We start from the raw sequence: 22,933 nt of genomic DNA, 5'->3' as shown, positions 1-22,933 counted from the left end.
GGGCCTGACAGGACCCCGGAGAGACAGAAGTGGGGCTCCCCGCCACTTTTCAGCAGCAGGAAGCCCCACCCTCACCAGCAGATGAACTAGACCACCAGATGAACTAGACCACCAGTGAAATTACGCCTGGACGAGCTCCGCCCGCACCTCACGGGTCGCCGTCACCAGATTGCGCAGCGATTCCTCGGTCTCGAGGTATCCCCGCGTCTTCAGGCCACAGTCCGGGTTGACCCAGAGCTGGCGTGCGGGAACGTGTTCCACCGCGGTGCGCAGCAACTCGGTGACTTCCGCCTCACCGGGAACGCGCGGCGAGTGGATATCGTAGACACCCGGGCCGACGCCGCGGCCAAAGCCGTGCGACTCCAGATCGTGAACAACCTCCATCCGGGAGCGGGCCGCCTCGATCGAGGTCACATCGGCATCCAGGCCGTCAATCGCATCGATGATCACCCCGAACTCTGAGTAGCACAGGTGGGTGTGGATCTGCGTGGCATCCCCAGCCCCGGCGGTGGCCAACCGGAAAGAATTCACGCTCCACTTCAGGTACGCAGGCTGATCGGCCCTGCGCAGCGGCAGAAGCTCGCGCAGCGCAGGCTCATCCACCTGAATCACCTTGATGCCGGCGGCTTCCAGATCAGCAATCTCGTCCCGCAGCGCCAGACCCACCTGGTTGGCGGTGTCGCCGAGCGGCTGGTCATCGCGGACAAAGCTCCAGGCCAGGATGGTGACCGGCCCGGTCAGCATCCCCTTCATCGGCTTCTCGGTCAGCGACTGGGCGTACTCGGCCCAGGCCACGGTGATCGGCGCAGAACGGGTCACATCACCCCAGAGGATCGACGGACGGGTACAGCGTGAGCCATACGACTGGACCCAGCCATGCACGGTCACGTCGAATCCCTCGAGGTTCTCGGCAAAGTACTGAACCATATCGTTGCGCTCGGGCTCGCCATGAACCAGCACATCGTAGCCAAGCTCTTCCTGCAGCTCCACCACGCGCTTGATCTCGTCCTTCATGAGCTGCTCATACTGCTCATCGCTCAGCTCACCCTTGGTGTTGCGGGCACGGGCCGAACGGATCTCCGAGGTCTGCGGGAAGGAGCCGATGGTCGTGGTGGGCAGCGGGGGCAGCTGGAGTGCAGCCTCCTGGGCGGCTTCACGGATCGTGTATTCGGAGCGGTTGAAATCGGCATCCGTCAGGGCTGCCAGTCGGGCGCGCACCTCCTCGCGACGGACGCCCTCTGCCACGGCACGCGAGGCGATGATGGCGGAGGCCTCGTCGATAGCGGCCTGAGCGGAGGCCGGATCAGCCAGGTAGGCGGCCAGGGTGGTGACCTCCACGGCCTTCTGGTCGGCAAAGGCGAGCCAGGACTTCAGCTGCTCGGAGAGCTTGGTCTCCTCGGCGACATCGTGCGGGACGTGCTGAGTAGAGGTGGAGGTGCTCACGGCCAGCGTGCCGACCGCAGCCTTGAGGGCATCCAACCTGGCTGCGGAGGCAGCCAGATCGTTGCGCCAGATATTGTGACCGTCGACGACGCCCGCCACCAGGGTCTTCTCCCCCAGTCCGGCCAGAGCGGCTTCGGAAGGAACGGCGCCCTTGAAAACGTCCAGATGTAGGGCGTCGATATTGCTCGCGGTCAGGGCCCCGAGCTGGCCGTCGAGCGAGCCATAGGGGGTGGAGACCAGAATCTGCGGGCGCACCGGCGCTGCAGCCAGAACCTCGTAGGCGCGGGCCACGGCCGCCTGGATTTCATCGGCAGGGGTGTCCTGATCGACCACCAGGGCAGGCTCATCCAGCTGGACCCAGTGTGCACCAGCCGCGGCCAGCTCGCCGAGCAGTTGAACGTACACCGGAAGCACGTCCTCCAGCCGGGACAGCGGTGCGAAGCCCTCAGGGGCATCATCAGAAGCCTTGGAGAGCAGTAGGTAGGTCACCGGCCCCACGATGTACGGGCGAGTCTCGATGCCATGGGCCAGGGCGAACTCAAACTCCTCCACGATCCGCCGGGAGGAGAGCGAGAAAGTGGTCTCCGGGCCGATTTCCGGGACGAGATAGTGGTAGTTGGTGTCGAACCACTTCGTCATCTCCAGCGGCTGCTGATCCTTGGTGCCGCGAGCCAGGGTGAAGTAGCCATCCAGGCTCAGCTGACCGTCGGCGTCCAGCAGCTGGCCGAATCGTGCCGGGACTGCGCCCAGATGCGCCGTGGCGTCCAGCACCTGGTCGTAGTAGGAGAAGGTGCCGGGAACCGCAGCGGCCTCATCCAGACCCAGCTCAACCAGCCGCTTGGCGGTGGCCAGCTGGATCTCTTTGGCTGCGGCATCCAGCGCGGCTGCGTCGATGCGGCCGGCCCAATAGGCCTCCACGGCCTTCTTGAGCTCGCGACGACGTCCGATGCGTGGGTAGCCGAGCAGCGAGGCGGAGGGGAACGGGGTCTGTGCAGTCATGTGCTGTCCTTGGTTGGTTGCAGTGGCGGGCAGGCCATCTGTGGTGTTCAATCGCCGTGCCGGGAAAGTTGAAAAGCTGAGATCAGGAGACCATGGCCTCGTCGCGGGAGTGGAGCGGCCGCTTGGGACGGGGCAGTGACAGTCTGTCCAGAACATCCAGGGCGTGGCGGTGTTCGTTGAAGGTGTAGATATGCAGCCCCTGGGCTCCGGCATCGAGCGCAGCGTTGGCCAGGTCGACCGTCGCCTGTACCCCGATACGCTGCTGTTCAGCAGCATCCCCGGCCCGCTCCAGACGGTCCAGGAGTTCTTCATGGGGCGCCACGCCGGAAAGCTCGGCCAGCCGCTTGAGCCGTCGGACGCTGGTCAGCGGCATAACACCGGGAATCAGCGGAATGGTCACCCCGGCACGGCGTGCCCGGACCAGCAGGTTCGCGTACTGCTCAGGGTGGAAGAAGACCTGAGTGATCGCGAAGTCGGCACCGGCGCGCTGTTTGGCCAGCAACACCTCGATGTCGTGCGCTTCGCTGGGCGACTCCGGATGACGCGTCGGGTAGGCCGCGACACCGATCGCGACCTTCCCGGCGCACAGCAATGCTGAGCGCTGCTGCTCCACTTGGCGGATCAGCTCCACGAGGTCCCGCGCATAGGCGAGCGACCCGGCGGGAATCGGCGATCCGTCCCGTGGCAGGTCACCGCGCAGGGCCAGGATCCCCCGCACACCGTGGTCAAGCAATTGAGTGACGACATCGACCAGTGCCGCCTCGCTATTGCCCACACAGGTCAGGTGAGCCAGGGGGCGAAGCAGCGTCTCACGCTGCAGACGGGTGATCAGGTCGATGGCCGTGTCGTGATTTGATCCGCTGGCACCATAGGTGACGGAGACGTAGTCGGGTGCTGTCGCTTCCAGTTCACGGATGGTGGACCACAAGGTGTGCTCGGCCGCGGCTGAGCGCGGTGGAAACAATTCATAGGACAGGGCGACGGGCGGCGCTGAGGCCGGTACCCGCACGGGGCTTCCGGAGGTGTCCGGTGGGGTGAGCGATACAACTGGCGGAGACATTTGCGGTCCTGGGATTCCCCTCAGATCACATCTGAGGACGAGGAAAGGGGACGGCCGAAGACACTCTCAAGGAGCGTTCAACGGCCGGTGCAAAGGTCAGGCCCACATGGGGGCACCCACATCCCTCGAGGGGATCGCTGACACGTTACCGGCGGTAACTTGTCCTCTACTTTAGGAAATCTGGCATCTCTCGGTCAACGAGAGAGCAGCTTCATGGCGAATTAAGACGCAGTCTTACGTGGTTTTGCTCGCAAAAATACAGCGAAAGCGGTTGTCTGGGGGTCTTTTTCGAAGAATTGCCGCAGCAGGCTTACCCTCACCACTGCTTGGTGCCAGCGCCGCCGCCCCCGGAGCCGGGCGGTTCCGTGCCCTGCTGTTCAGAACCACGGTCCTGCTGTGCCTGTTTCTGTTGCTTATTGAGCTGGTCCAGTTTGCTTTGATCCGGGGGCGGAGTAGACCCACCGTCACCCTGCTTCTGCTGGCCGGAGTCCCCCTGCTGGTTGCCTGCACTCTTGTTCTCCATCCGCCCCTTGGCGTCCTGGAGATTCTGGCCTTCGCCCTGCTGGTTCCCACTGCTGTTCTTCTGGAAACACCCCGGCTGCGCCTCATTGACCACCTTGATACCGGCATCATAGAGAGACTTCGCACCGGCGGCATCACCGCTCTGGGTCTTCTGGTCTGCCAGCTTCTCCAGCGTCAGCACCAGATTCACGCGCACCTTGCAGGAATCGTCGGCGGAGGCCATGCCCAGAGCAGTCTCGAACTGTTCCCGGGCAGCAGCGAAATTCCCTTCCAGCACAAAGGCATCGCCTTCGGCGAACCAGGCCTTATAGGGCTCAATCACGTTGACGACCTTGAGCACCGAAGCGGCGGAATGCACGCCGGCAGCGTCCCCCCTGGCATAGGCCTCCGCGCTCTGCGCCGAGGCGATAGCCACGCTGAGGCACTTTGCAGCAATCAGCAGAACCAGAAGCGCGACCGGGATCGACCAGAGCAGCAAGCGCCGCCTCAGTAGCTGCCGGGGCTCTGTGGGTCGATGGGGCGCGGCCGGAGCGGCCAATGATGGATCGGGAGCCTTCACGGGCACATAGTCCTGCGTCATCGTCATGAGCTTCTCCCCGTTCCGCCACCCGGCTGGACAGTTGCTGCGCGCACGCGCACGGGCCGCACCGATCGCCACTGCCGCAAGGCGTCAAAGAGTTCCCAGCCCACCAGGACCAGCAGGCCGAGTCCGAACAACCAGTACAACTCGAACGCCGCACGGCTCCCCGACTCGCTTAAACTTGAGCCCGCCGAGTTCACACCACTGACCAGAGGATCCGCCGATTGTCCGGCCTCTCGATGCATATAGCCGACGCCAAGCTGCCCCGCGATGTCCTTGAGCGTCTTTTCATCGATCTTCGAAATCGCATCGCCGTAGCGATCCGGCGAGTGATCCTGGATGTAGCCGGGGCCGGGGGGCGAGCCAAAGCCATAGTTGGTCTTCATCCGGCCACCGGTCGTCGTGCCGTAGCCGAGCACAGCCCCGCCGGAGATCAGGCCCTGGGGAATATCAAACTTCTCCGGAGGGGTGTTTGCGGTCTGCTCACCGTCGCCGAGGTAGTACACCACCCGGGCATTGTCCGGCCGCGCCTTCTGTGAGGCCAGTAGGCGCTCCCTGACCAGCTTTGCTGCCGCGGTGACCGAGGACCCGTGAGAGTAGACCGTGATCTCCGGAGTCAGCAGATCCACCGCTGTGGCAAATGCCGCACCATCGGTGGTGTAGGGAAGCTTGAGCACAGCCTGTTGGTCGAAGGTGATCAGGGAGAATCTGGCAGAAGGAAGCCGCTCCAGGATCGCCTGGAGATCAGCTTTCATCCCACTGAGCCGGGTCTGACCATTTCCATAGTCCTCGGCAACGCTTGAACTGGTGGTATCCACCACCACCAGCACGTCAAGCCGGTCCGAGGTGGAGGCTGTAGCCACCGAGCCAACGCCGGGGCGCAGCAGCGCCAGAGTCATCAACAACACCATGCCACCGCGTCTGAACCAGACTCTGCGCCGGGCCTGCACCTCATGTGCCGAGCCAGCGGTCGATAGCGGCGCAGCACTCTGCTGGAAGGCCAGCCAGAGGCATCCAGCCAGGGTCAGCAGACCGATCAGGATCAGCAGCCACCAGGGCCACACCGGGGAGAAACTCATAGTTTCAGCCTCCAGGCAACCACCAGTACGCCCAGCAGTACCGCTCCGGAAAGCAGGAGCCAGACCTCAGGATGATCGTCAGTACGCACCTGGGGGGCAGACTTGACCTTGGTTGCCTCGGTGGCCTGAATTTTGCTGGCAATATCCTTGACCGCCGCACCGTCTTTCAGGGCGTAGTACTCGCCCCCGGTGGACTGCACCGCCACCTTCATGGCGTTGGCTGCCGTCGTTTTAGAGTTGGAGGCACTGGTGGTCGTGGGGTTGAGCCCGTACACCCGGACCTTTTGTTTCACCGCGAGGGCTGCAGCCTCCTCGGTGGTAAAGATCGGCTTGCCGAACACCACGTTGTCCGTGGCTAGAATCACCGACTGAGATCGTTGCCCGGCGCCGTCCGGCGTCTTGGGGAAACTGTTGACGCAGGTCGCCAGTCCGTCCCCGATCAACGACGATCCCTTTCCGGAATACACCCCGGCGAAATAGGAAGTATTGGTGTCGTCCTTCATCGCGTCCAGCGCAACGGCCAGCTGGTCCTTCACAAAGTCATAGTCGTCGGTCAGGGGGAAGACTTGGACGGCACTGGAATCAAAGATCACCAGTCCCAGCCGCTCACCGCTGAAATCCTGGGCGAGCTGGGTGAACACCTGGACCACTTCGGCATCGGTGGTGACCATGGACCCGGACACATCGAGGCACAACATGATATCCCGATTGCTCTTCTCCGGGGAGCTCACGGTCTGCACGGCTGGCCTGGCAGCGGCCAGAAGGGTGCCCAGCGCCAACACCGCAAGGCTTGCCATCAGAGCGCCGACCATCCAGCGGCGCTTACGCAGTGCCCGCACATAACCAGGCAGAGCGGTCAGGCGATCAGTGTGCGCCGCCAGGAGCCGATCCTCGTCCCGGTCGCGGCGCCGGAACGCCCAGAACACCATCCCGGCGAGCAGGATCAGGCCCAGCGGAAGAATCCACCACAGAATCAGGACCATGTGCTCACCACCTGGGCAGCCACCTGCGTTGAGTGCTCCACGGAACAATCGTCCTGCACACCGAACTCACCCGGGTAGAAGACCTCCACCGCATCTCCGACCACCGGAAGACCGGCAGCCCGCAGCTCAGCAAGCGTCATCCGGTCCGTCCGGAGGCCGGTGAGTTCCTGAGCGAAGCCTCGGACGGCGGAACTCAGTTCCTGATGGGCCTGACGCGCCGGCAGTCCTCCCCGCTGGTAGGCCGAATACACTTCGGCGATACGGGCCAGGTACCGCTCCCGAAGGCCGGGAAGCTTCCGTGGCGGCAGCGGTGAGGAACTGCCGCCCGCGGGTGCCGGCCGCAGCTTGCGAGTGCTGTAGAACACCCAGAAATACCCGGCAAGGGCGAGCACCACGGCGAGAACAGCGACGGCGATCCATAGCGGCCCGTAATCCAACGGCGGGTAGAAACCTCCGTTATTGCCCTGCACGACGTTGCCTCTCCAGAAGACGGAAGATGGTTTTCATCAGCTCATCACTGTGCCCCACCCATTCCATGATGATGCCCTGTCTGCTCATCATGGCCGCCAGTTCCTCGCGATGACGCGTGACCGAGGCGGTGTACGCATGGGCAAGAGCGGGATCCTGAGTCAGCAGAGTGGCCACCGGCGCCTGATCATCAACATCAAAAGTACTCCGTTGTTGAGCGCTGCTACTGGCCAGGTCGACGTCTTCAATCACCAGCCACAGAATTTCGTGCTGCGCGCGCAAACGCCGCAACAGTCGCTCCAGGTCCGGCCCTGCCGGGTGCTCGTCCGCCACCACGAAGAGCAGACGGCGCTGCCGGACATTGCGGGCAATGTGCTCCAGCTGATTCACCAATGACGAACTGCCCGAAGACAGGTTCGTGGCCGTGTTCACCTGCTGCAGTAGCGTTTCAAGATGCCCTTCCCCTGCCCGTGCAGGAATCTGCGTGGTTCCGCGCGCATCTCCGGACACCAGGCCCACGGTGTCGCCGTGTTTGAGGGCCAGGTAGCCCACCACTCCCAGGGCGGTCACCGCGATGTTTTTTTTGGATTCACCGCCCAGCGCCGAGGCAGCCATGTTCCGACCGGTGTCCGCCACCAGGATCACTGCTTGCTTCCGCACCGCAATGTAGCGCTTGATCAGCGGCGAACCATGCCGGGCGGTCGCTTTCCAGTCGATGTCCCGCACTTCGTCGCCAGGGACGTAGGCCCGCAGATCATCGAAGTCAAGGCTTCTCCCCCGGAACACGGCTGCATATTCGCCGTCCAGCATCCCGCGGGCTCGGCGGTGAGCGAAGATAAACATCTTCGATTTCACCTTGGCCAGAAGAGAGGTCATAACGGCTTCAGGGAGTCTGGACCGAGCCAAGAATGGCGTCGATGATGGTTTCCACCCGGACCTGCTCGGCGGCGGCAGCAAAACCCAGAATAATGCGATGACGCAATACCCGGTGTGCGAGGCTCTTCACATCCTCGGGAATGACATGATCGCGCCCCTGCAGGATGGCGATCGCCCGTGCCGCCTGTGAGAAGGCAATCGAGGCGCGCGGGCTGGCGCCGAACTCGATGAACTCGGCCAGGGCAGGATCGATGTACTGGTCTGCGTGACGAGTCACGTAGACCAGACCCACGATGTACCGGACCACTGCCGGATCGATGTAAACACGCCCAGTCACGCTCTGCAGCCAGCGCACTTCCTGCAGACTGGCCACTGGCGCCGGCGTCGACTGCGCCGAAAAGACTCCGGAATCGATCCGGTGCAGGACCTCTGCCTCTTCTACCGGCGACGGGTAGTCGAGCACATCCTTGAGCATAAAGCGATCCATCTGGGCTTCAGGCAACTGGTAGGTGCCCTCCTGCTCGATCGGGTTCTGCGTGGCGAGGACCAGGAAGGGCTCCGGCAAGCGGTATACGGTGCCACCGATGCTGGTCTGGCGCTCCTGCATGGCCTCCAGCATGGCGCTCTGCGTTTTGGCACTGGACCGGTTGATTTCATCCAACAGGACGAGGTTGGCGTGCACCGGCCCCAGCTGAGTCGTGAAGGCACCCTTGCTCGCATCGTAGATCTGTGTGCCCACGATGTCACTGGGCAGCAAATCAGGAGTGCACTGAATGCGGCTGAAACTGGCGCTGACGGTGTCTGAAAGGGTCTGGGCCGCCGTGGTTTTTGCCAGACCAGGAACGCTCTCCAGCAGGATGTGCCCGCCGGTCATCAGGCCAATCAGCAGCGTCTCGCGAAGCCTGTTCTGCCCGACCACCTTGAGTTCAAAACTCTGCGAAATCCTGCCGAGCAGCGACTGCGCGCCTGACAGATCATCTGGCTGGATGCGGGCGTTTGCCACCATATGCTCCACTGTCAGGTTCCTCCATGGTTTTCTCACACAAACGGACAATCACCACCATCAAACCCGATCGGAGCCTCGATCGCAAAGGGGCTCACAGTTGAGTTCAACTGTGAGCCCCTTCCCGGAGTCCTGGCGCCCATGGTGCGCCGAAACCTGAGCTCGCTATTCGCTGGCCTCCAGGATCAGGCTCGCAGCATTGGGGCCAAAGGTGTCCTCCAGCACCAGGCAGGCCGCACCCACCGCACCGACGTCCTCACCGACATGAGTACCCACCACTCCGAACCCGTGTACCTTCGAGGTCACGCTGAGTTCAGCAATTTTGCTGGGCAGCACTTTGAGGAAGGTCGGTTCAAAATACTTCCAGAATGGGCCGCCAAACACCGCGTGATCCAGATCCAGAAGGCTGGCCTGGGCGGAGACAATCGTCGCGAACCGTCCAGCCGCGCGTTCCATCACCGCGACCGCAGCCTCGTCACCAGACTCCACGGCATCGGCCAGGGCTTTCATCTGTTCGTGCAGGGTGCCTTGCGGGACGGCGGCCACTGAGCTCACGCCATCGGCGATTGCTTCGGCCACGATGTTCTCCGGCATGAGGACACCCTTGACCCGCCCGCGTAAGCCGTCGACCACCTGGTTCGCGTCGACATCGGCAATCAGATAGCCGACCTCACCGACGTTGCCGGAGCTTCCCCGAACCACCTCGTCATCGAGAACCAGACCGCTGCCGATACCGGTTCCCATATAGACGAAGACGAAGCTTCCCGTGCCGGACTCGCCGCCGGACCAGATCTCTGCCACGGCTGCTGCCGTGACGTCCTTGTCCAGGAGAACCGGAAGGCCCACCGCCGTCTGCAGCTTGTCCCGCAGCGGCACATGACCCCAACTCGGCATGTGAGGAGGTTCGATGACGGTCCCGGCGGCACCGTCGATGGGACCGGGAGCAGCAACGCCAACACCGGCAATCTTGGTGCGGTCGATCCCGTTCTCCGTGATCAGCGAATCGATCTCCGCTGCGATGCGGTCAATGACCTGCTGCGGTTCCGTGCTGCCAGATGCCGCAAAACTACGCCGAGCTACGACCGCTCCCGTCAGATCCAACAGCGCATAGTTGGTCTCTACCGGATCAAGGTGCACGCCCAGCGAATACATCCCGCTCGGGCTCAGCTTGAGAATTGTCCGAGGCTTCCCGGGGCCACTGCCATACTTTCCGGCTTCAAAAATCAGCTGCTGATCGAGCAACCGGCGGCAGATATTCGACACGGTCTGAGCAGCCAGACCCACGATGCTGGCCAGCTCAACCCGACTCAGGCCATCCGGACTGCGACGAATCGCATCCAGGATTACCGAAAGATTGAAATCGCCCATGCGCGGCAAATTCGTGCCGCGTCTACGGACAAGTGCCTTTGATTCTGGCAATCTAACCCCATCCCTGTCATTGGAATCCACCTCTGCCGCAATGGCAGAGGAACCCTTGGCCGTCTTGTCGACCTAAGGAACAGCCCCCCATGGCCTTGCAGTTTCGCACCTAGCATGCCCGAGCGGTTCGGGCCCCGAACGGTTCATCACCGCGCTGGGCCTAAGCGCGAACTACCTGCCATATATTATCGAACGGTTGGGATAACACCTCCCATCGACGCAGCCATGAATTCCCTATGCGACAGGGCAGGAATTGCTGTCCGAGGCACCCGCCCTGGCGACTGCTCCCTGAATAAATCTACTCCCGATTAGTCCAGAAGAAGTCGAATTTGGGGCTGAAATCCCTTCACTCATGGCGAACGCGGGTCAAGAGGAATAGTCTGGAAGTGACGCCGCGCCAGACTCCTGACCAGCGCCTTCAACCTCTGAAAGCACAGGAGCGTCACATGTTTAACCTCGACCGATCCTTCAGCAGTTTCTCCAGCAATGACCTTGATGCCGCGCGCGCTTTCTACGCGGAGCAGCTGGGACTCACCGTGACCGAGGAGGACGGGATGCTCCGCCTCGACCTGGGCGGTGGGCGTCACCACCTGATATATCCCAAAGACGATCACCAACCAGCCACCTACACCGCCCTCAACTTCGTCACCGCGGATATCGACCAGGCGGTCCTGGAGCTGAAGCAGCGCGGCGTGGTCTTTGAGCAGTACCCGATGACCGACGCCGACGGCATCATGCGCAACAATGGACCGCTCATCGCCTGGTTCACGGACCCTGCAGGAAATTTTCTCTCCGTCATCCAGACGAGCTGAGCGGCTCTCGCACGGTCTTCCCTCGGGTGCTCGTTCATGTCATCGCGGATTTGGCACTGGCCGAAATTCTGGTCTAAGATAATCAGGTTGCTCCGGCCGGTGCCGAAGCAAATGCGGGGGTATGGCGCAGTTGGTAGCGCGTCTGCATGGCATGCAGAAGGTCAGGGGTTCGAATCCCCTTACCTCCACCGCAAGAGGTTCACAGAGAAAGCCCCGATCTTCGGATCGGGGCTTTCTCTGTGAACCCCCTCGCAACTGAGTAGCAGAAATTGCAGAATGGAAACGTTTCTACGTGCTGTGGTGTCTCGCCCCTTAATGCCTTAATGGACAGTTATGTCTCACCACTCTGTGGACATTTGACGGGTTTGATGGGAGGTCGTGACCAATCTCGCGCCAAGCATGGTGTGTCCCGGGGCCTGGTTCTACCAGGTCCGGGCCCCGGCGAAGAATGTCGGCCCGGTCAAGGCGTTGGAGAAAAAGCCTCCTATCGCCCTGACCCAGCCGGGCGCCGTCCCGGTATCGATGGCCGATTTGCTCCTGACCCAGCCCGGCTGAGCTGCAGGATGCCGAGTTCGATCACGGCCCGTTATCAGTGATCGCGAAACTATCCCGGCAGGGCTTCGATCCCCCGTCCCTGGCTACGGTGGCAAGGGTGTTCTCCCGGGCCGGTGCCATAGTCCCTGAACCGCGGAAGAAGCCTCGTAGCGCTTACAAACGTTTCACGTATCCCGAACCGAACGGGTGCTGGCAGATCGACTCGACCGAGTGGATGCTAGCGGACAACACGAAAGTCGCGATCTTCCAACTCATCGATGACCACTCACGCCTGGCTCTGGCCTCGCTCGTCGCGACGGGCGAAACCAGCGAAGCAGCCATCAGGATCGTCACGATCGCTATTGAACGCCATGGAGTACCTCAGAAGTTCCTTTCCGATAACGGGGCCGCTCTGAACCCGACCAGACGCGGTGCTCTGGCCGACTACCTCAAATCCCTGGGTGTGGAACCGATCACCGGTAGACCTACAAACCCACCACGCAGGGCAAGAACGAACGGTTCCACCAGAGCCTGCACAAGTTCCTCAATGCCATGCCCCCGGCAGCATCTGTCCCCGCGCTCCAAGCGAAGGTAAACATCTTTGACACCTACTACAACACCGAACGTCAACATCAGGCCCCGCCCGGGAAAATGACACCCCAGGAAGCCTGGGAGCTTCTGTACTTCCTGGAGGGGATGTTCGGCTCTGATGCGAACTTCCGTCGGCGCTGGCTGATCTGGTTCGACTTCTGGTCCGCTGCTGCCATGGTAGACGGACTCGCCGTCCAGTGCTCCTCACGGGGTTCATCGCTGCCGGTGGAGACCTCGCGAAATCTGCTGATCGCCTTCGTCAGACGCGAATTTCAGATTGCCTAAACGGCCGCCGAACCGACATCAGAGGAACAAATCAGCCTTCGGTCAGCGCGGAGATCTCCGGCAGGCTGCCGGCATTGTGCTCGGTGAGCTGCCAACTCTCATCCTGCCGATGCTCCAGCACCGACCAATGGCAGTTGCTTAGCCCAGACACCATTCCCCACCGACCCGGAGGAACGCCCAGTAGCGCCATCATCCCGGCACGGATCGCCCCGCCGTGACTGGTCACTACCAGCAGGCCATCCTGACCGATCCGGGGCAGGGCATCCTGCACGGCGTGCGTCATCCGCTCCGCTACGTCCAGGCGGCTCTCTCCCCCACCGGCACGCACATCCACCGACCCGGCTTCCCAGGCACGCGAGTCCTCCACAAAGCGCTGGTTGATCTCTGCAAACGGCAGCCCCTCCCAGTCTCCGGCGAAGGTTTCCCGCAGCCGAGGATCAAAGCTCAGCTCCGTGCCGGTAAGATCCGCCAGAAACTGTGCGGTCTGCTGGGCACGCTGTAGGTCGGAGACAAGAATCAGTTCCGGATCCAGATGGGCCAACCGCCTCGCTGCACTACGCGCTTGCTGGCGCCCCGCCTCATTGAGCGGAATATCGGTCTGGCCCTGAAAACGTGCTGCCTGATTCCAGTCAGTCTGCCCGTGGCGCCAGAACAGAATCCGCTTCACTCCTGGGCGGCTGCCGGTTCCGGCAGCTGAAGGTCCACCACGGGGCAGTCCTTCCAGAGGCGCTCCAGGGAGTAGAAGATCCGGTCTTCTTCGTGCTGGACGTGCACCACGACCTCAACATAGTCGAGTAGTACCCAGCGCCCTTCGGAACGACCTTCACGGCGCACCGGGCGATGCCCCAGTTCCAGGAGCGCTTCCTCGATCCCATCGACGATGGCGTTCACCTGGCGCTCACTGGGCGCGGAGGCGATCAGGAAGATATCCGTGATCTGGAGTTGTTCACTCACGTCCAGTGCCATGATGTTATCGGCCAGTTTATCTGCAGCAGCCCGGGCGGCAGCCCGAGCCAGCGCGAGAGAGCTTTCGGTTGCGCTCACGCCATTCCTTTCGTTGACCCGGCTCAGCGAGCCAGGGTGGTCACAATCATCGTGATGCCGGCGATCAGCGCCGCGCAGCCACCCAGGGCAATGCCCCACTGCCAGTATCGGGTGCGTTGCACCCGATCCAGGCCAGCCGTTTTCGCATCCAGCGGATCCAGACCGGAGGCACTGCGTGCGGGCACCGGGGAACTGTCTGCGGGTGCCTCGGGGTCGGTTCCTCCCACCGGAGTGGTCAAGGCTGGATGCGCCCCCAGCCGGGACCTCGTGGCCAGCTTCTCAGCTCTGCGCAACACACCGGCACGCCCCAGACGCTGCCCTTCGCCGGAGGCATCGGCATCCTCCGCTATGAGGGAGGAAGAGTTCACCCGACTGCGCGGCGGGACACTCGGTGGCTTGATGGGCTTGGCGGCGAGAGGAGTGGTGCTCGTGACCACGGGGACATGAGAGGTCGCCGGTGGGCGCAAAACCGGCTTTTCCACGCCGGGAAGCTTGACGAACTGCAAAGGGGTCACCATGGCCAGGTTGTGAGCCGTGGTGGGATCACTCGTGGTACTGCGGCTGTCAGCACTTTCAGCGGCCAGCCTGGCACGAGCCTCAGCCCGCTCGTTGAGAATGGCGGCCCGCTCGGCAAGCTGCTTCTGCTGGGCCAGCACCTCGACATCGACGGCGAGCGGATCGCTGTGCCCCGGCAGGGTCTCGACATGGTGAAGGGCGTCCTGGTGCAGGCTTTCAGAGTGATCCTCGGAAGCTCCGGGGACGAAATTCTGGACGGCTGGATCAGCCTGCACGACGGGACGGACAACAGGCTGACCGGAGGTACCGCTGGGCGGGACGGTGGGTGCCGCTGGCACTGACAGGGCAGCTGGCGGCACCACGTGATTGATCCGGGTGATCGGTGCCTGTTCCGTCTGGCGCATCTGCTGGCGCAGCAGCCGACGGGAGGGCAGCGCTGCAGGTGCGGAGGCCTCGGTGGGAGCGGCATCAGTAGCTTCCCGGTAGGCGCGCAATGTTGCCCGGTTACGAGCCCGCACCTGGGACGAGCGCTGTGCTGGTTCGGCGGCCTCAACAGGCGGATCTGACGGCGAAGCCTCAGGAGCCTCTGCTGGAACCTCAGGCTCTGCGGGGTTCTCCGACACCACAGCCCGCTCCTGAGCGCGTAGCTCATGGCGGGTCAGCGCAGGCTCGGCAGGAACCTGCGCCGCCGCGTCCCGCGGGTCTGAGTTAATCTGCTCGGGACGCGCGGCAGCCTCGGAAGGCGGCAGATGGCGCAACTCCCTACGGCTCCGTGGTCGCCCGACGTCGTGACTCATAACCTGCTCTTTCAGTTCCTAGTCGGCCTGGTGCGAGGCCGTCTCCACATACAGTTGATGCTTGGCGATGTATTGCACCACCCCGTCCGGCACCAGGTACCACACAGGCTGTTGAGCCTGCACTCGCTCGCGGCAATCAGTGGAAGAAATCGCCATGGCCGGGACCTCCAGGAGGCTCACATCACGACGCCCGGCATCGCCAAGCTCGTGCCCCGGCCGGGTGACTCCCACAAAATGGGCCAACGACCACAACTCATCACTATCTTTCCACGACATAATCTGAGCCATAGCGTCCGCGCCGGTGATGAAGAATAAATCTGCCTCGGGCCGGGTGCGATGTAAATCACGCAGGGTATCGATGGTGTAGGTGAGTCCGGGACGGTCGATATCGACCCGGCTCACCGTGAAACGCGGGTTCGATGCGGTGGCGATGACCGTCATCAGATAGCGGTCCTCCGCCGGGCTGACCTGAGAGCGTTCCTTCTGCCAGGGCTTGCCGGTGGGCACGAACACCACTTCATCCAGCTCAAAACGAGCGGCAACTTCACTGGCTGCCACCAGGTGGCCGTGATGGATGGGATCGAAGGTCCCACCCATCACCCCCAGGCGCAGACGCCGGTCCATCGGTGGGCGGACCAGCCCCTCCCCTACGATGACGCCCTGCTCAGTGGTGGGAATGGTCGTGCTTATTGGTGTGCTGGCGGTGCGGATCCGGCTCTTCCTCCGTCGCCGCGTGACGGTTACCCACGTTGGAGAAGGAGACCGTGATGAACAGCAAGAGCAACATGATCGCAAAAATGGCCACGCCAAACATCCAGAACGGCATGAACAAGGGCGCCGGTGCCTCACTTTCGGCTGCTGCGGTGATAGCGGTGACCGCGAGGTGACTGAGCATCTTTCTCCCTGAATCGTGATGATCGGCGCCAGCAGCGCCATCCCTATGCTACGCGGGTCAGCTGCGAACTTGGCCTTCGCCGCGGACAATCCACTTCGTGGTGGTCAGCTCGGACAGGCCCATCGGGCCCCGGGCATGCAGCTTTTGCGTGGAGATGCCAACCTCAGCCCCGAGGCCGAATTCGCCGCCGTCGGTGAAACGCGTGGAAGCATTGACGATCACCGCGGCGGAGTCGATCTCCGCAATGAACCGCTCCACCTGCGCCAAGTCATTGGACAGAATGGCTTCGGTATGACCGGTGGACCAGCGGCGAATGTGTTCCAACGCCTCATCCATCGAATCCACCAGGCCCACGGCAAGGTCAAGATCCATGTACTCCGTCGCCCAGTCGTCATCGGTGACAGCCGTCGCCTCTACGCCTTCGGGCAGGCGCGCCATGACGCGCTCATCCACATGCAGCCGCACTCCTGCACTGGCCAATGCGCTCAGCACGGATTCAAGTGCCACGGAATCACGGTGAATCAGTAGCGTCTCCACCGTATTGCACACGCTGGGACGCTGCGTTTTGGCGTTGAGCAGGATCTCCACCGAGGGTTCGACCTCGGCCGAAGCGTCGATGAAGATATGCACGTTACCCTCACCGGTTTCGATCACCGGCACCACGGAATTGTTGACCACCGTCTGGATCAGCTCCCGCCCGCCACGTGGAATGAGGACATCCACCCGGCCCCGGGCCTTCATCAGCACGGTGCCACCCTCACGGCCATAGGCATCCACGCTCTGGGCGGCATCGGCAGGCAGGCCGACACTGACCAGCGCATCGCCGATCGCCGTCAGCAACGCTTCGTTGGTCCTGGCCACTGCTCCGCCGCCACGCAGGATGACGGCATTGCCACTTTTGAGTGCCAGGCCCACGATGTCCACCGTGACGTTCGGACGAGCCTCATAGATGGCAGCAACAACCCCCATCGGAACACGCACCTGACTGAGTCGCAGGCCGTTGGGCAGCGTCTGGCCACGTACTACCGTACCCACAGGATCGGGAAGCGCCGCCAGAGACGTCAATGCGGCCGCCAATGACTCGATCCGCGGCGAGTCGACGCTCATCCGGTCGATCAGTGCAGCACTGGTCCCCTGGCTCCGTGCACGCTCCAGATCTTCGGCATTGGCAGCGAGGATGGCGGATTCAGCGCTCTTCAGGCCTTCCGCGATGGCCAGCAGAGCGCGGTCCTTCAGCGAACGGTTGGCACGGGCCAGCACCCGGGCGGCCACGCGCGCGCGGTCCGCGATCGCCAGTACCGCGGCCTCCACCTCAGCACCAGCTGCTCCTCTCGGCTCAACCGTCGGCAACGCAGCATCTGCGCTGGAGTCGGTTGCGGGGCTGAACTGCTGCTCCTCGGAGCTGGTTAACACGGTCATTGATCAAGTCTACCGGCCAGTCCCACCGGTGGAAGCAGCCGCCTGGCCGCAACATCTCAGCAGTCGGTTCAGAGCAACACCAGGTCGTCGACGTGAACGACCTCTCGCTGATATTCGCGACCGAATTCTGCGGCGAGTTCACGAGTCTTCCGTCCCAGCATTCGTGGCAGTTCGGCCGATTCATAGTTGACCAGGCCTCGCGCAAAGGCCACCCCGTCCAGCCCGGCCAGCTCCACGGCATCGCCCGCTTCAAAGGCGCCCTCCACCGCTTTCAGCCCGGCGGGCAGCAGTGATTTGTGACGTTCTTTGACCGCTCTGACCGCGCCGTCATCAAGGATCAGCTTGCCGTGCACGCCGGCCAGATGCGCCAGCCAGAGCAGTCGGATGGGCCGCCTGGTGCCGTGCTGGGCAAACCAGGTGCCAACATCCTCACCGGCCAGGGCCCGCGTAGCATTCGATGCCGAGGTGATCAGCGCCGGCGTACCGAAGCCCGCCGCGATGGATGCTGCCTGGACTTTGCTCGCCATCCCCCCGCTGCCGACGCCTGCCGCACCGGTGCTGCCGATGGCCAGCCCGGTGAGTTCCTCCGGGTGGTCGATCTGCGGAATGCGCTGGGCGCCCTTCTGTGGCGGTCCATCGTACAGCGCGTCGACGTCAGAGAGCAGGATCATGGCGTCGGCTTTGGACAGATGTGCTACGAGTGCAGCCAGCCGGTCGTTGTCACCAAACCGGATCTCATGGGTGGCCACCGTGTCATTCTCGTTGACGATGGGCAGCACCCCCAGATGGAGGAGCCGCTCCATGGCGCGGTGCGCATTGGCATAGTGCGTGCGGCGGGTCAGCTCATCAGCAGTGAGCAGCACCTGGCTGACCGTGACACCATGCGCGCCAAAAGCCTCGGTGTAGCGCGCCATCAGCAAGCCCTGCCCGACGCTGGCCGCCGATTGCTGGGTCGCCAGGTCTTTGGGTCGACGCCGCAGGCCCAGCGGTGCCAGTCCGGCGGCGATGGCACCGGAGGAGACCAGGATCAGCTCAGTACCCTGCCGGGCCCGCGCCGCCAGGGCGTCCGCCAGAGCGTGCAAGGCGTCGTCGGAGATCCCGCCACTCAGCGAGGCCAGCGACGAGGAACCCACTTTGACCACAATCCGCGAAGCGGTAGCCAGCATCTCACGGCCGGGAACCGCATTCACCACAGTGCCCACGTCTGTGGGCTCCAGGGCATCAGTCGTCATCGCGGGCCTGCTCCGGCTGGTCCTGATCCTTCTCCACCACCCGTGCTGCGGCACGCGCAACGGCCGCACGCCGGGCGGACACCGACTCGGTCCAGATTCCGGCCTTGCGTTCGGACTCCAGCTCGGCACGCGCGGCAGCCTTCGCATCGCGTCGGTCCTGATACTCCTGACGCTTCTGCTCACGGGTCGGCCGGTCGGTGGGATCGGCAAAACGGATATCGGTGCCGCGAGGACCGCCCAGGAGCTCGGCGCCGCCCACCATAGTGGGCTCCCAGTCGAAGACCACTGCATGCTCGCCATCCTCGCCGATCACCACGGTGTCCCCCGGGGTCGCACCGAGTTTGAACAGCTCGTCTTCGACGCCCAGGCGGTTGAGCCGATCGGCCAGATACCCGATGGCTTCCTCATTGGTGAAGTCGGTCTGTTTGACCCAGCGCTCCGGCTTCTCCCCCAGCACGCGGTACAACGGCTCGAGATTGCGTTCCTCCGGGCGGATCATGAACTCCCGGCGGTTGACCGCGCGCGGACGTAGCACCGGCGGCTTGACCACGGCAGCTGCCGTGGCATTCTTTCTGCGGGATTCAGCCACCAGCTCAGCCATGGCGAAGGCCAGCGGACGCAGTCCCTCATGGGATACTGCCGAGATCTCGAAGACTCGGTAGCCACGCCCCTCCAGGTCAGCGCGGACAAACTCCGCCATATCGCGGCCATCCGGAGTGTCGATCTTGTTCAGAGCCACCAGGCGGGGACGCTGATTGAGCGGCACCGCCTCGCCATCGGCGTAGCTGGCATCCACCTCGTAGCGCTCCAGCTCAGCCTCGATGACGGCCAGATCGTTCAGCGGATCCCTGTCGGATTCCAGCGTGGCGCAATCGAGCACGTGTACCAGAGCAGCGCAGCGTTCCACGTGACGAAGGAAGTGATGTCCCAGCCCCCTGCCTTCGCTGGCGCCCTCAATCAGGCCCGGCACGTCGGCGATCGTGAAGCGGACATCGCCCGCTTCCACAACCCCCAGATTGGGCACCAGCGTGGTGAAGGGATAGTCCGCGATCTTGGGTCGCGCAGCGCTCAGTGCAGCAATGAGGCTCGACTTACCGGCAGAGGGAAAGCCCACCAGAGCGATATCAGCAATCGACTTCAGTTCCAGCACGATGGTGCGAACCTCACCGGGGATGCCGAGCAGCGCAAAGCCGGGGGCCTTCCGCTTGGCGGAGGAGAGTGCCGCGTTGCCCAGACCACCCAGACCGCCGGCAGCGATGACGTACTCAGTGCCCACCCCGAGCATGTCCGTAATCACCTCGCCGCTCTGGGTCTTCACCACGGTGCCCTCCGGAACGGGGAGCACGAGCGTCTCGCCCTGCTTCCCACCCCGCCAGTCGCCCATGCCCGGGCCGCCGTTGCCTGCGTGACGGTGGGGCGCATGGTGGTAGTCCAACAGGGTGGTGGTCTGATCCGAGACACGCAGAATCACGTCCCCGCCGTTACCGCCGTTACCGCCATCGGGGCCGCCGAGCGGCTTGAACTTCTCCCGCTTGACCGAAACACAGCCGTGGCCGCCAGATCCACCCGAGACATACAAAACCACTCGGTCCACAAAACTGGCCACAGGGCACTCCTTCAGAAACGAACCGGGTCCAGGTCAACCAACGATGACGCGGGCTGGATGCACTGCCCATCTGGCAGTATCAGTCTCGGCTCAAGAACAATGTTAAACGCCGGTGGAGCGGACCGTACGGCCCGCTCCACCGGAAAGCGTGTAAAAACTAGCTTGCGACAGCCTCGGTCACGATATTGACGACGCGACGCCCGCCCTTGGTGCCAAACTCGACAGCGCCAGCCTGCAGAGCAAACAGGGTGTCATCCCCGCCGCGGCCTACGCCTGCGCCAGGGTGAAAGTGGGTGCCACGCTGGCGAACGATGATCTCGCCTGCGGAAACAACCTGACCGCCGAAACGCTTGACGCCGAGGCGCTGCGCGTTCGAGTCACGACCGTTGCGAGTGGAACTCGCTCCCTTTTTATGTGCCATGGTGTTGAACCTGCCTTAGATCTTCGACGTGCTTAAGCGATGGAGGTGACTTTGACCTTGGTGAGCGCCTGGCGGTGGCCCTGGCGCTTCTTGTACCCGGTCTTGTTCTTGAACTTCTGGATGACGATCTTCGGGCCGCGGAGATCTTCAAGGATCTCGGCGGTGACCTTCACCTTGGCCAGGGCCTCTGCGTCGGAGGTGATCTTCTCACCGTCGACCACGAGCACAGCAGGCAGCTCGATGGTGCTGCCAGCGCCACCTGCCACCCGGTTCAGGGTCACAAAGTCTCCAACAGAGACCTTCTCTTGACGGCCGCTTGCGCGGACAATCGCGTACACCACGGGGGAACTCACTTCTCTCGACGTTTCTTCATACGTTTGCGTTCGGCGTCGTCAGTCGTCGACAACATCCGTTGTGCTACTCGCCGAGGACCATCGCGATGATCGCGACCACATGACTTGCTGATGATGTATTCCAGGAGGATCCAGGAGAAACAGCATCGCTTGAAGACATGGCCCACACCAGGCATATGCACCGACAGACTAGGCTACGCTATGGACCCAGTGGTCCGCAAATGCACGATCACCGAACGGCAGGCAGCACCAGCAGAAAACGAGGTGCACGCCGCCTGACGGAAACCGCGCTGTTCTAGTTTACCTGTAGTTAGGCAACGATGCGGGACGCATCTTCTCTGGCGAGTCGGGGCGCGTCAAAAAATTCCAGTTCATACCGGCTGGCCAGCATAAAAGCTGAGCGCATCGCCACCCGCTCGCGGGCCGAGGCCTGAGCAGCTGCCCGATCAACAATCCCGATCGCCTGCCGGGTGGCCTGGGCGAAGTCCGGGTCCCCATAGGTCTGCAACCAGACCCGGTACGGATGCTCCGGCTGCCTGCGACCCACATCCAGCAGAGCCTCACCGATCCAGGCATAGAGCCAGTAGCAGGGCAGCACTGCGGCCACCAGAGTAGGGTAACTTCCTGCACCGGTGGTGGCCAGAAGGTGATCAACATAACGCTGCGTCACCGGCCCCACCGCACCTGGATCAGCGTCCGTGCCGCTCGGGTGCGTGCCCAGCCAGTCCCGGTGCAGTGCCGATTCCACTTCCAGGCACTGACTGGCTCCGCGAGCCCAGAACACCTGCTCAGCTTCGGTCGGTGCCAGTGCGCTGGCCCGGGCCAGAACGCGTGAGTACTGGCCCAGGTACAGGGCATCCTGCCTCAGGTAGTACCCAAAGTCTTCCTGGCTCAGTGTCCCCTCACGCAGTTCCTGAAGAAACGGAAGCTCCTCGATCTCCTCACGCAGGGGCGCCAGCTCAGCCCACCAGCGTCGGGTGGCAGACTCGGGCTGCCAGCGGTGGAAGTGATGAACCGGACCATGCCCGCTCCCCACCTCCAGTTCTGCACCGCGCCGTACGGCATCGTGCAGCCAGTCTTTCGCCTCGGCCAGCGAAACAGCCCAGTCCCTGTGCCGTGGGTAGAGAGTCGCCAGAGCAGCGGAGAGCGAACAACCAGTACCGTGCGTCGAGGTGCTGTCGAGCCGCTCAGCACTGAACTGGGCCTGCACACCAGCAGGTGTCACGAGGGCATCCACCACAGTGGCAGCGCTCAGATGACCACCCTTCACCACCACCGACACTGAGTAACGCTGCGCCAGCCTGTGCCCCTGCGCGAGTGCTGCTTCCCAGCCTGTTGCCACAGGCTCGCCCAGTAACAACGCAAGCTCCGGAATATTGGGGGTGAGCAGGTCGACCCAGGGCAGCAGGTCAATCAGCGCCTGCTCGGCTTCAGCATCCAGCAGGCGATGCCCGCTGGTGGACACCATGACCGGGTCGAGAACGACGACGGCCGGGCGATGTCCGGCCAACCAGCCACCCATCTGCGCAGCGACTTCGGCGGTGGCCAACATGCCGATCTTGACGGCATCGATACTCACATCTGCGCTGAGCGTCTCCAACTGGAGACGCAGGAAGTCCGCCGGTGGCACCTGAATACCACGCACACCCTGCGTATTCTGCGCAGTAAGTGCGGTGATGGCAGCCATCCCATAGCCGCCGAGCGCGGCGATGCTTTTGAGGTCAGCCTGGATTCCGGCGCCGCCGGAGGGATCTGAGCCTGCGATGCTGAGCACGCGCGGCGGCCTACTGCTTAGCTCCGGGGCGTCAGACCACCAGTCGTTGGTGGCAGCGGTTGAGGTGTGGCGAGCATCCATTCGACATCCCTTCGCCGGTGCTAACCGGGCAGGTTCGACGGGTTTCAGTTCTCAGCCGACCATCTGGCCTGGCACCCCGTGTCAGTGAACCAGCCTAACGCACAGACCCTTAGGCAAAGCCTCTGACGGACGGAGCGGCAC

General features: G+C 63.2%; 23 protein-coding genes, 1 tRNA gene, 1 pseudogene and 1 riboswitch. Of the genes and pseudogenes, 5 read left to right on the top strand and 20 right to left on the bottom strand.

Annotation, left to right across the window (positions count from 1 at the left end):
* Positions 1 to 120: 120 nt before the first annotated feature.
* From metE to QQM37_RS01780, 9 genes are all read right to left on the bottom strand, one after another.
* A complete protein-coding gene (metE, locus tag QQM37_RS01820; RefSeq protein ID WP_285724425.1) occupies positions 121 to 2,442 on the bottom strand; it encodes a 5-methyltetrahydropteroyltriglutamate--homocysteine S-methyltransferase in 2,322 nt (773 codons plus the stop codon).
* A gap of 82 nt (positions 2,443 to 2,524) precedes the next feature.
* A complete protein-coding gene (locus QQM37_RS01815; RefSeq protein ID WP_285724423.1) occupies positions 2,525 to 3,502 on the bottom strand; it encodes a methylenetetrahydrofolate reductase in 978 nt (325 codons plus the stop codon).
* 316 nt (positions 3,503 to 3,818) lie between these two features.
* The gene (locus tag QQM37_RS01810; RefSeq protein WP_285724421.1) at positions 3,819 to 4,610 is read right to left on the bottom strand and encodes a hypothetical protein; all 792 of its coding nucleotides are present in this window, start codon (positions 4,608 to 4,610) and stop codon (positions 3,819 to 3,821) included.
* Positions 4,607 to 5,683 (bottom strand): vWA domain-containing protein, encoded by a 1,077-nt coding sequence (locus QQM37_RS01805; protein WP_285724419.1) that lies wholly within the window; start codon positions 5,681 to 5,683, stop codon positions 4,607 to 4,609. The genes QQM37_RS01810 and QQM37_RS01805 overlap by 4 nt, the downstream gene beginning before the upstream one ends.
* Entirely contained in the window at positions 5,680 to 6,666 is a 987-nt protein-coding gene (locus QQM37_RS01800; RefSeq protein ID WP_285724417.1) for a VWA domain-containing protein, read from the bottom strand. Before QQM37_RS01800 ends, QQM37_RS01805 begins: the two co-directional genes overlap by 4 nt.
* Positions 6,657 to 7,136: a hypothetical protein gene (locus tag QQM37_RS01795; RefSeq protein WP_285724415.1), complete on the bottom strand. Its 480-nt coding sequence runs from the start codon at positions 7,134 to 7,136 to the stop codon at positions 6,657 to 6,659. Before QQM37_RS01795 ends, QQM37_RS01800 begins: the two co-directional genes overlap by 10 nt.
* Entirely contained in the window at positions 7,123 to 8,010 is an 888-nt protein-coding gene (locus QQM37_RS01790; RefSeq protein WP_285724413.1) for a DUF58 domain-containing protein, read from the bottom strand. Before QQM37_RS01790 ends, QQM37_RS01795 begins: the two co-directional genes overlap by 14 nt.
* A gap of 7 nt (positions 8,011 to 8,017) precedes the next feature.
* Positions 8,018 to 9,016, bottom strand: a complete 999-nt coding sequence (locus QQM37_RS01785) for an AAA family ATPase (protein ID WP_285724410.1) — start codon at positions 9,014 to 9,016, stop codon at positions 8,018 to 8,020.
* Between the two features lie 162 nt (positions 9,017 to 9,178).
* Positions 9,179 to 10,381 (bottom strand): ROK family transcriptional regulator, encoded by a 1,203-nt coding sequence (locus QQM37_RS01780; protein WP_285724408.1) that lies wholly within the window; start codon positions 10,379 to 10,381, stop codon positions 9,179 to 9,181.
* A 497-nt stretch (positions 10,382 to 10,878) separates the two neighbouring features.
* Between QQM37_RS01780 and QQM37_RS01775 the strand changes: the two genes are divergently transcribed.
* From QQM37_RS01775 to QQM37_RS01760, 5 genes and pseudogenes are all read left to right on the top strand, one after another.
* Positions 10,879 to 11,244 (top strand): VOC family protein, encoded by a 366-nt coding sequence (locus QQM37_RS01775; RefSeq protein WP_285724406.1) that lies wholly within the window; start codon positions 10,879 to 10,881, stop codon positions 11,242 to 11,244.
* Positions 11,245 to 11,359: 115 nt separating this feature from the next.
* Positions 11,360 to 11,432: transfer RNA gene (locus QQM37_RS01770), tRNA-Ala, on the top strand.
* Positions 11,433 to 11,622: 190 nt separating this feature from the next.
* Positions 11,623 to 11,799, top strand: a complete 177-nt coding sequence (locus QQM37_RS01765) for a hypothetical protein (RefSeq protein WP_285724405.1) — start codon at positions 11,623 to 11,625, stop codon at positions 11,797 to 11,799.
* Between the two features lie 37 nt (positions 11,800 to 11,836).
* Positions 11,837 to 12,373 carry a DDE-type integrase/transposase/recombinase gene (locus QQM37_RS14480; RefSeq protein ID WP_420030106.1) on the top strand — a complete coding sequence of 179 codons (537 nt, stop codon included), beginning with the start codon at positions 11,837 to 11,839 and terminating at the stop codon, positions 12,371 to 12,373.
* Positions 12,277 to 12,654 (top strand): annotated as a pseudogene (locus QQM37_RS01760) (integrase core domain-containing protein); the annotation flags it as partial. The gene QQM37_RS14480 and the pseudogene QQM37_RS01760, both read left to right, overlap by 97 nt.
* A gap of 31 nt (positions 12,655 to 12,685) precedes the next feature.
* Here QQM37_RS01760 and QQM37_RS01755 read toward each other — a convergent pair.
* The 11 genes from QQM37_RS01755 to thiD all read right to left on the bottom strand — a co-directional run bounded on the left by QQM37_RS01755 (position 12,686) and on the right by thiD (position 22,792).
* A complete protein-coding gene (locus QQM37_RS01755; protein WP_285724403.1) occupies positions 12,686 to 13,321 on the bottom strand; it encodes a histidine phosphatase family protein in 636 nt (211 codons plus the stop codon).
* On the bottom strand, positions 13,318 to 13,698 hold the full coding sequence (gene rsfS / locus QQM37_RS01750) for a ribosome silencing factor (protein WP_285724401.1): 381 nt from the start codon (positions 13,696 to 13,698) through the stop codon (positions 13,318 to 13,320). The genes QQM37_RS01755 and rsfS overlap by 4 nt, the downstream gene beginning before the upstream one ends.
* A 23-nt stretch (positions 13,699 to 13,721) precedes the next feature.
* Positions 13,722 to 15,011: a hypothetical protein gene (locus QQM37_RS01745; RefSeq protein WP_285724399.1), complete on the bottom strand. Its 1,290-nt coding sequence runs from the start codon at positions 15,009 to 15,011 to the stop codon at positions 13,722 to 13,724.
* Positions 15,012 to 15,029: 18 nt separating this feature from the next.
* Positions 15,030 to 15,608 carry a nicotinate-nucleotide adenylyltransferase gene (gene nadD, locus QQM37_RS01740; RefSeq protein ID WP_285724569.1) on the bottom strand — a complete coding sequence of 193 codons (579 nt, stop codon included), beginning with the start codon at positions 15,606 to 15,608 and terminating at the stop codon, positions 15,030 to 15,032.
* Positions 15,609 to 15,675: 67 nt separating this feature from the next.
* Positions 15,676 to 15,906 (bottom strand): hypothetical protein, encoded by a 231-nt coding sequence (locus QQM37_RS01735; RefSeq protein WP_285724397.1) that lies wholly within the window; start codon positions 15,904 to 15,906, stop codon positions 15,676 to 15,678.
* Positions 15,907 to 15,963: 57 nt separating this feature from the next.
* Positions 15,964 to 17,325 (bottom strand): glutamate-5-semialdehyde dehydrogenase, encoded by a 1,362-nt coding sequence (locus tag QQM37_RS01730; protein WP_285724394.1) that lies wholly within the window; start codon positions 17,323 to 17,325, stop codon positions 15,964 to 15,966.
* Between the two features lie 68 nt (positions 17,326 to 17,393).
* A complete protein-coding gene (gene proB, locus QQM37_RS01725; protein ID WP_285724392.1) occupies positions 17,394 to 18,557 on the bottom strand; it encodes a glutamate 5-kinase in 1,164 nt (387 codons plus the stop codon).
* Positions 18,547 to 20,163: a GTPase ObgE gene (gene obgE, locus QQM37_RS01720; protein ID WP_285724390.1), complete on the bottom strand. Its 1,617-nt coding sequence runs from the start codon at positions 20,161 to 20,163 to the stop codon at positions 18,547 to 18,549. Before obgE ends, proB begins: the two co-directional genes overlap by 11 nt.
* A gap of 157 nt (positions 20,164 to 20,320) precedes the next feature.
* Positions 20,321 to 20,584, bottom strand: coding sequence for a 50S ribosomal protein L27 (rpmA, locus tag QQM37_RS01715; protein ID WP_285724388.1), 264 nt, complete (start codon positions 20,582 to 20,584; stop codon positions 20,321 to 20,323).
* Positions 20,585 to 20,616: 32 nt separating this feature from the next.
* On the bottom strand, positions 20,617 to 20,925 hold the full coding sequence (gene rplU, locus QQM37_RS01710) for a 50S ribosomal protein L21 (protein WP_285724568.1): 309 nt from the start codon (positions 20,923 to 20,925) through the stop codon (positions 20,617 to 20,619).
* A 322-nt stretch (positions 20,926 to 21,247) separates the two neighbouring features.
* Entirely contained in the window at positions 21,248 to 22,792 is a 1,545-nt protein-coding gene (gene thiD / locus QQM37_RS01705; RefSeq protein ID WP_285724386.1) for a bifunctional hydroxymethylpyrimidine kinase/phosphomethylpyrimidine kinase, read from the bottom strand.
* Positions 22,782 to 22,881: riboswitch (TPP riboswitch) on the bottom strand. Its footprint overlaps the gene before it by 11 nt.
* Positions 22,882 to 22,933 lie beyond the last annotated feature (52 nt).

Source organism: Psychromicrobium xiongbiense, assembly GCF_030271165.1.
GTDB classification, from domain to species: domain Bacteria; phylum Actinomycetota; class Actinomycetes; order Actinomycetales; family Micrococcaceae; genus Renibacterium; species Renibacterium xiongbiense.
This window is presented reverse-complemented; position numbering and strand designations above follow the sequence as displayed.

Coding starts and splice junctions, on each gene's coding strand:
- nadD (WP_285724569.1), bottom strand. CDS start 15,608: ATGGGTGGGACCTTCGATCCCATCCATCACGGCCACCTGGTGGCAGCC.
- QQM37_RS01815 (WP_285724423.1), bottom strand. CDS start 3,502: ATGTCTCCGCCAGTTGTATCGCTCACCCCACCGGACACCTCCGGAAGC.
- QQM37_RS01790 (WP_285724413.1), bottom strand. CDS start 8,010: ATGACCTCTCTTCTGGCCAAGGTGAAATCGAAGATGTTTATCTTCGCT.
- QQM37_RS01745 (WP_285724399.1), bottom strand. CDS start 15,011: ATGAGTCACGACGTCGGGCGACCACGGAGCCGTAGGGAGTTGCGCCAT.
- QQM37_RS01780 (WP_285724408.1), bottom strand. CDS start 10,381: ATGGGCGATTTCAATCTTTCGGTAATCCTGGATGCGATTCGTCGCAGT.
- rpmA (WP_285724388.1), bottom strand. CDS start 20,584: ATGGCACATAAAAAGGGAGCGAGTTCCACTCGCAACGGTCGTGACTCG.
- QQM37_RS01785 (WP_285724410.1), bottom strand. CDS start 9,016: ATGGTGGCAAACGCCCGCATCCAGCCAGATGATCTGTCAGGCGCGCAG.
- QQM37_RS01800 (WP_285724417.1), bottom strand. CDS start 6,666: ATGGTCCTGATTCTGTGGTGGATTCTTCCGCTGGGCCTGATCCTGCTC.
- thiD (WP_285724386.1), bottom strand. CDS start 22,792: ATGGATGCTCGCCACACCTCAACCGCTGCCACCAACGACTGGTGGTCT.
- QQM37_RS01730 (WP_285724394.1), bottom strand. CDS start 17,325: ATGACCGTGTTAACCAGCTCCGAGGAGCAGCAGTTCAGCCCCGCAACC.
- QQM37_RS01805 (WP_285724419.1), bottom strand. CDS start 5,683: ATGAGTTTCTCCCCGGTGTGGCCCTGGTGGCTGCTGATCCTGATCGGT.
- QQM37_RS01735 (WP_285724397.1), bottom strand. CDS start 15,906: ATGCTCAGTCACCTCGCGGTCACCGCTATCACCGCAGCAGCCGAAAGT.
- proB (WP_285724392.1), bottom strand. CDS start 18,557: ATGACGACTGATGCCCTGGAGCCCACAGACGTGGGCACTGTGGTGAAT.
- metE (WP_285724425.1), bottom strand. CDS start 2,442: ATGACTGCACAGACCCCGTTCCCCTCCGCCTCGCTGCTCGGCTACCCA.
- QQM37_RS01775 (WP_285724406.1), top strand. CDS start 10,879: ATGTTTAACCTCGACCGATCCTTCAGCAGTTTCTCCAGCAATGACCTT.
- QQM37_RS01810 (WP_285724421.1), bottom strand. CDS start 4,610: ATGACGATGACGCAGGACTATGTGCCCGTGAAGGCTCCCGATCCATCA.